Genomic DNA, 6,951 nt, shown 5'->3' with positions numbered 1-6,951 from the left:
CAGGACGCACCGGCCCGGTCCGGAGCCCTGCCGCGCGCCTGACGGGCCCGGGGCCGGAAAGCCGGTGCCCGGCCCGCGGCGCGACCGGCCCGGCTCAGCCCCGCGCCGCCGTCATGGGGTCGTCCAGGACCGGCTGCCAGGCCAGTTCGGCGGCGCCCACCAGACCGCTGTGGTCCAGTTCGCAGGCGAGCACCGGCACCTTGCCGCTGCGCCCCCACAGGCTGCGCTCGGCGATGACGCTCCGCAGCCGCTCGGCGTCGGCCTCCAGCAGGGCGCGGTGCAGCCCTCCGAGGACGATCCGGTCGGGGTCGAGGATGTTGACCAGGCCGGCCAGCCCCAGTCCGAGCCGGTCGATGAGCAGATGGGCCGCCTCGTGCACGGCCGGATCGGTGGCGTACTCCGTACGCAGCAGTTCCAGGGCGCGCTTGAGCAGGCCGGTCTCGGGGCCGGGCTCGCGGCCGGCGGCCTCCAGGAAGGCCAGCGGGTCGGTCTCCACGTCCAGGCAGCCGCGCCCGCCGCAGTGGCAGGGCCTGCCGTCCGGGTCCACGGTGAGATGGCCGACCTCCAGGGCCAGCCCCGAACTGCCGGTGTGCAGACGGCCGTCGAGGACGAGAGCGCCGCCGACGCCGCGGTGCCCGGTGGCCACGCACAGCAGATCGCGGGCGCCGCGGCCCGCGCCGTGGCGGTGCTCGGCCAGGGCCACGAGGTTGACGTCGTTGGCGGCGAAACCGGCCGCGGGCGCGTCGCCGGACGGCCCGGTGACACCGGCCTCGGCCAGGCAGCGGGTGAAGATGTCCCGCACCGGCGCGCCCGGGGGCCAGGCCAGGTGCAGCGGGTTGAGGGCGGTGCCCTCCGGCTCGGCCACGGCGGAGGGCACCGCCAGGCCGGCGCCCAGGCAGCGCCGCCCGGTCTCGCGCAGCAGCCCTGCCCCGGCGCCGACGACCTCGGTGAGCACCTGGGCCGGGTCGGCCTCCACGGTCACGGCGCCGGGCACGGTGGCGACGATCCGGCCACCGAGCCCGACGAGGGCGGCGCGGAACCCGTCGGCGTGCACCTGGGCCGCCAGGACGACCGGCCCCTCGGGGTCGACCGACAGCCGGTGGGAGGGACGGCCCTGGGAACCGGCGGCGACGGCCGGCCGGGAGTCGACGGTGATCAGCCCGAGCGCCTCCAGCTCCGCGGCCACCGCTCCGGCGGTCGCCCGGGTCACACCGAGTTCCGCGGTGAGCACCGCGCGGGTGGGCGCGCGTCCGGTGTGCACGAGTTCCAGCGCCGGGCCGAGGGCGCCGCGGCCTCTCTCCAGCTTTGTCGTATGCGTCGGGGTCACCTCCCCATTCTGGCTTTGTATCCACCGCGAACAAAGCGGGGTGGACCGACCGCCTCGAACGGGCCTTGAGCACTCCCCGGCGCGCCCTGGCACACTGCCTGTCGTGGGCATCGACAGCTACCTCGGAGTCGTCCGGCAAGAGGGCGGGGCACCGAGGTCCTCACCGGCCCTCTCCCCGGAGCCGCCGCCGGCGAGCCGGGATGAGGGCGTGGCGGGCGGGCCTCGCCGGTCACCGGGAGGACCGCGGCCACGCGGATCACCGGCCTTCGGGGGAAGATCCACTGGAACGCCGTCCAGGACGTAGGCTCATTGGGGCGGTGAGGGAGGGCACATGGCTGAGGGTCTGCGATTCGAACTGCTCGGTCCGCTGCGAGCCTTGCACGAGGGGAACGAGGTGCCGCTGGGACCGCCCCGGCAGCGGGCGGTACTCGCCGTCCTGCTGCTCCAGGAGGGACGGACGATGTCGTACGAGGCGCTGGTCAGCGCGGTCTGGGGCGGCGAACCGCCGTCGCACGTACGGAACCTGGCCCAGAAGTACGTCTCCGGTCTGCGCCGGGCCTTCGAGACGGCGGGCGGAGGCGGACCGTCCCCGGAACTGGTGTGGACCGGCAGCGGCTACCGTCTGGAGAACGCCCGGGTCGACGATCTGGCGGAACGGCGGACGCTGCTGCGCGAGGCGCTGTCCGCGCGGGAGTCGGGCGACCTGCACCGGGCGGGCACGCTGGCGAGGCGGGCGGAGGAGCTGTGGCGCGGCGAGTTCGCCGAGGGCCTGACCGGCCCCTACCTGGACGGCGAGCGGCGCCGCTGGGCCGAGAAGCGGCTGATGGTGCTGGAGACCCGGCTGGAGGGCGACCTGGAGCTGGGCCGGTACCGCGAGTGCGTCCACGAGCTGACGCGGCAGGTGGCCCGGCACCCGCTGCGCGAGCGGCTGGTGGGACTTCTGGTGCTGGCCCTGTACCGCTGCGGCCGTCCCGCGGACGCGCTGGCGGCGTACGAGGAGGCCAGGCGCCGGCTCGTGGACGAGCGGGGGGCGGAGCCCGGCCCCGCGCTGCGGGAGCTGCACGCGCGGATCGTGCGCCAGGACCCCTCGCTGCTGCCGGAGTCGGCGCTGGCCTCCTGACCCGGCCCCGCCCGGGGCCGGGTCAGTCGGGGTCCGCCGCGGCCGGGGCGCGCTCGGCGGTGGCGCCGACGGCGTCGGGCCGGCCTCGAGCGACGGGGAGCTGCTGGCCGTGGCCGACCGGCACCCCGTCTTCCGGATCGCCCTGGAGCAGTGAACCGGTGACCGGGGCACCGGGAAGCGGCGCCCGGAGTTCAGCGGTCCATTCTCTCCAGGGCCCGCTGGGCCAGGGGATGGGTGCGGACGAGCTCCCCGAGGGTGGTCGTCCCCCGCGTGATCCTCGCGAAGGCGTTCCACGCCGGGCGGAAACCGGTGAGCACCGCGTGCAGCAGTTTCGGGCGGCGGGCGAAGACGGCGTGCATCCGGCCGCCCACCCCCATCTCCACGCCCAGGCCCGACTTGACGGCGAAGGCGTAGTTGAGGGCCTGGCGGCGGGCGTCCACCGCGTCGTGGGCCTCGGCGACCCGCACCGCCCACTCCCCGGCCAGCCGGCCGGAGCGCAGCGCGAAGGAGATGCCCTCGCGCGTCCAGGGCTCCAGCAGCCCGGCCGCGTCGCCGCAGACCAGGACCCGGCCCCGGGTCAGCGGGGAGTCCGCCGAACGGCAGCGGGTGAGGTGGCCCGAGGAGATCTCGGGCTCGAACCCGGACAGCCCGAGGCGGGCGATGAAGTCCTCCAGATAGCGCTTGGTGGCCGCGCCCTCGCCGCGGGCGGAGATCACCCCCACCGTGAGGGTGTCGCCCTTGGGGAACACCCAGCCGTAACTGCCGGGCAGCGGGCCCCAGTCGATGAGGACACGGCCCGCCCAGTCCTCGGCCACCGGCGGCGGCACCGGGATCTCGGCCTCCAGCCCCAGGTCCACCTGGTCGACCTTCACCCCGACGTGGGCCCCTATCCGGCTGGCGCTGCCGTCCGCGCCGACCACGGCGCGGGCCAGGACGGTGCGGCCGTCGGAGAGGACCACGGCGACGGTGCGACGGTCGGGGACGGCCGGACCGTGCTGCTCGACGCGGGTGACGGCGGCCCCCGTCCACAGCTCCGCGCCGGCCTTCTGCGCGGACTCCACCAGCGCGTGGTCGAACTCGGGCCGGTTGACCAGCCCGAACAGCATGTTCCGGGAGCGCCGGGTGCGGGCGAACCTGCCGTCCAGCGAGAACGTCACCGCGTACACCCGGTCGCGCAGGGGCAGTTCGAAACCGGGCGGCAGGGCGTCCCTGGAGGGCCCGATGATGCCGCCGCCGCAGGTCTTGTAGCGGGGGAGTTCGGCTTTCTCCAGAAGCAGGACCCGGCGCCCGGTGACGGCCGCGGCATACGCCGCGGAGGCCCCGGCCGGCCCGGCTCCCACCACCACCACGTCCCACACCGGGTCCTGTCGGTCCGTGCCCTCGGCGCTCTCGGCGCTTTCCCTGCTCACGTGTGTTACCGCTCCCGCTCGGCCGCTTCCGGTTACCGCCGCATCCTAGTGCCGCGTCCGCCCGGACCCCCTGTGGGAGTATCGGCACCACACACCCGCCTGTACGTACGGTGATCCCGCCCGCAGGCACACAACGCGGTACCACGAAGGAGCGTTCCCATGGCGCACGACGCATTGGCAGCCACCGTAGCCTCGCTGATGCCCCGGGCCCGTACCGAGCTCGGCGAACTGGTGGCCTTCAAATCGGTCGCCGACCCGGCGCAGTTCCCGCCCGAGGAGTGCGCGGGGGCGGCCCGGTGGGTGGCGGACGCGCTGCGCGCGGAGGGCTTCACCGACGTGGCCCTGCTGGACACCCCGGACGGCACGCAGTCGGTCTACGGCTTCCTGCCCGGCCCGGCCGGCGCCCCCACCGTGCTGCTGTACGCCCACTACGACGTGCAGCCCCCGCTGGACGAGGCGGCCTGGCTCTCCCCTCCGTTCACGCTGACCGAGCGCGACGGACGGTGGTACGGGCGCGGCGCCGCCGACTGCAAGGGCGGCTTCATCATGCACCTGCTCGCGCTGCGCGCCCTGAAGGCCGACGGCGGGGTGCCGGTGAACGTCAAGGTGATCGCCGAGGGCTCCGAGGAGATGGGCACGGGAGGCCTGGAGCTCTACGCCGAGGCGCACCCGGAGCTGCTGACCGCCGACGCCATCGTCATCGGGGACTCCGGGAACTTCCGCGCCGGGCTGCCGACCGTCACCGCGACGCTGCGCGGGATGACCATGCTGAAGGTCCGGGTGGACACCCTGGAGGGCAACCTGCACTCCGGCCAGTTCGGCGGCGCCGCCCCGGACGCGCTCGCGGCCCTCATCCGGATGCTGGACTCGCTGCGCGCCGAGGACGGCTCGACGACCGTCGACGGGCTGTCCCCGGACACCTCATGGGAGGGGCTGCAGTATCCGGAGGAGGACTTCCGCAGGGACGCCAGGGTGCTCGACGGGGTGGAGCTGATCGGCTCGGGCACCGTAGCCGACCGCATCTGGGCCCGTCCCGCCGTCACCGTCCTGGGCATCGACTGCCCGCCCGTGGTCGGCGCCACCCCGTCGGTGCAGGCGAGCGCCCAGGCGCTGATCAGCCTGCGGGTGCCGCCGGGCACGGACGCCGCCGAGGCCACCGCGCTGCTCACCGCCCACCTGGAGTCCCACATCCCCTGGGGCGCGCGGCTGGCCGTGGAGCAGGTGGGCCAGGGCCAGCCGTTCAGCGCCGACACCACCAGCCCGGCGTACACCGCGATGGCCGAGGCGATGCGCGAGGCGTACGACGGCGCCGAGATGGCCACTGCCGGCATGGGCGGCTCGATCCCGCTGTGCGACACCCTGGGCAGGCTCTACCCGAAGGCGGAGATCCTGCTGATCGGCCTGAGCGAGCCGGAGGCGCAGATCCACGCGGTCAACGAGAGCGTCTGCCCGGAGGAGCTGCGGCGGCTGTCGGTGGCCGAGGCGCTGTTCCTGCGCAGGTACGCCGAGACCGCGTGCGGCTGACCGGCCTCCGGCGCGTGACGGCCGGGGTCCGCGCGGTGCGCGGCCGACCGGCCGTCACGCGCCGACCGGTGTGCCCGCCTCCAGGTTGAGCGTGACGCCCCGCTCGCGCGCCCGCAGCGCCCAGCGCAGCCTCTCCAGCCGCACCGGGGGCAGCATCGCGGCGGCCTCCCGCTCGGTGGCGAAGCGCCAGCCGCGCAGTTCCGAGCCGGGCAGCAGCAGGTCGCGGGCGGCCGCGGTGGTCAGCCGGCCGCCGTCGAAGAGCAGCCGCAGACCGCCGTAGCCGGGCGGCCGGGGCGGCTCCCAGTCGACGACGAGCAGCCGGAGTGCGGTGTCCAGCCGCAGTCCCAGTTCCTCGGCCACCTCGCGCAGCCCGGCACGGGCCGGCGGTTCACCGGGCTCGACCACGCCGCCGGGGAACTCCCAGCCGGGCTTGTAGGTCGGGTCGACCAGCAGCACCCGGTCCGCCTCGTCGAAGAGGAGGACCCCGGCCGCCACGGTCTCCGCCGTCGGTTCCGGTGTCTGCACGATGTCGCAGGCACCTTCTCCCGCGCGTATCGCCTCCGCCACCTTCTCGGCGGTCTGCCGGGGGGTGAGGAAGGTGGCGTCGACGGTGTGCGCGTCGGCCCGGAGCCAGTCCGGCACCCGCTGCCCGGCCGCCGGGTGCCGGACCGGCCGCGGGTACCGGTCGCCCGCCGCGGCGCCGCAGACGGCTGCTCCGCCGTCCCCGGACGTCCCCCCGGTCTCCCCGCGCCGGGCGTCCCGCTCGCGGCGGATCGTTTCCTCGGCCTCCAGGAGCACATGTCGCACGGGGATGCGGCGTGCGGCCAGCCCGCCGAACACCTCGTCGCGGTGCTCCTGCCGCAGCAGCGTCATCGGCACCACCAGGGTGCCGCCCACCTCACCGTGGACGGCGGCGGCCGTGTCCACCACCAGCCGGCGCCAGGCGGGCAGGTCCTGGCAGTCCGGCACCTCGTCCAGGCGCTTGCGCGGCAAAAGCGCGCGCAGCCCCGCGCCGATCAGGCCGGGGTCGAAGAGGTTGCTGTCCGGGAGCAGTTCGACCAGCTCACGGGCCGCCGCGGTCTTGCCCGCGCCGAAGGCGCCGTTCAACCAGACGATCACGGTTCCCCCCATTCCGTCGTCCCCGGTTCACTGCCCGCTCCACCCCGTCCCGGAAACGCGCCCCCGCGCCCCGTCCCGCACGCCGCCTCGCGCGTTCCACCCCGCGCGCCGTCCCGGGGCGCCGGGCCTCTCACACGGGCCGGCCCAGCGCCTCCCGGCAGGCCGCCGCGGCTCCGACGAGGCCGGCCCCGGTGCCCGTGCCGGCGGGGACGACCTCCAGTCCCCGGGCGAAGGAGAGTGTGGCGTACTCCCCCAGCGCCCTGCGCAGCGGCGCGAACAGCACCTCCCCGGCCTGGGCCACTCCCCCTCCGACCACCGCGATCTCGATCTCGGCCAGGGTCGCGGTCGCGGCGATCCCGGCCGCCAGCGCCCGCGCGGCACGTTCGAAGGAGGCCACGGCCACCGGGTCACCCGCCCGCGCGGCGGCGGCCACCCCGCGGGCGCTGGTGTCG

The 6,951-nt window shown here is 75.7% G+C and carries 6 protein-coding genes; 2 read left to right on the top strand and 4 right to left on the bottom strand.

Going from position 1 to position 6,951, the window contains the following annotated elements:
- Positions 1–94: 94 nt before the first annotated feature.
- Complete coding sequence (locus AC2CJA_RS21995) at positions 95–1,327, bottom strand: ROK family protein (RefSeq protein WP_484604405.1); 1,233 nt, start codon at positions 1,325–1,327, stop codon at positions 95–97.
- Between the two features lie 331 nt (positions 1,328–1,658).
- On the opposite strand from AC2CJA_RS21995, the gene AC2CJA_RS21990 reads away from it, so the two are divergent.
- Entirely contained in the window at positions 1,659–2,447 is a 789-nt protein-coding gene (locus AC2CJA_RS21990; protein ID WP_484604404.1) for an AfsR/SARP family transcriptional regulator, read from the top strand.
- Between the two features lie 191 nt (positions 2,448–2,638).
- On the opposite strand, the gene AC2CJA_RS21985 is transcribed toward AC2CJA_RS21990, so the two are convergent.
- Positions 2,639–3,805 (bottom strand): geranylgeranyl reductase family protein, encoded by a 1,167-nt coding sequence (locus AC2CJA_RS21985; RefSeq protein WP_484604406.1) that lies wholly within the window; start codon positions 3,803–3,805, stop codon positions 2,639–2,641.
- Positions 3,806–4,015: 210 nt separating this feature from the next.
- On the opposite strand from AC2CJA_RS21985, the gene AC2CJA_RS21980 reads away from it, so the two are divergent.
- Positions 4,016–5,380, top strand: a complete 1,365-nt coding sequence (locus AC2CJA_RS21980) for a M20/M25/M40 family metallo-hydrolase (protein ID WP_484604403.1) — start codon at positions 4,016–4,018, stop codon at positions 5,378–5,380.
- 54 nt (positions 5,381–5,434) lie between these two features.
- Here the strand turns inward: AC2CJA_RS21980 and AC2CJA_RS21975 are convergent, their stop codons facing one another.
- Complete coding sequence (locus tag AC2CJA_RS21975) at positions 5,435–6,499, bottom strand: NUDIX hydrolase (RefSeq protein ID WP_484604402.1); 1,065 nt, start codon at positions 6,497–6,499, stop codon at positions 5,435–5,437.
- Between the two features lie 130 nt (positions 6,500–6,629).
- On the bottom strand, positions 6,630–6,951 hold a 322-nt coding region (locus AC2CJA_RS21970; RefSeq protein ID WP_484604401.1), incomplete at its 5' end, for an ROK family protein.

It is taken from the genome of Streptomyces sp. ATLC9 (genome assembly GCF_057196705.1).
This window is presented reverse-complemented; position numbering and strand designations above follow the sequence as displayed.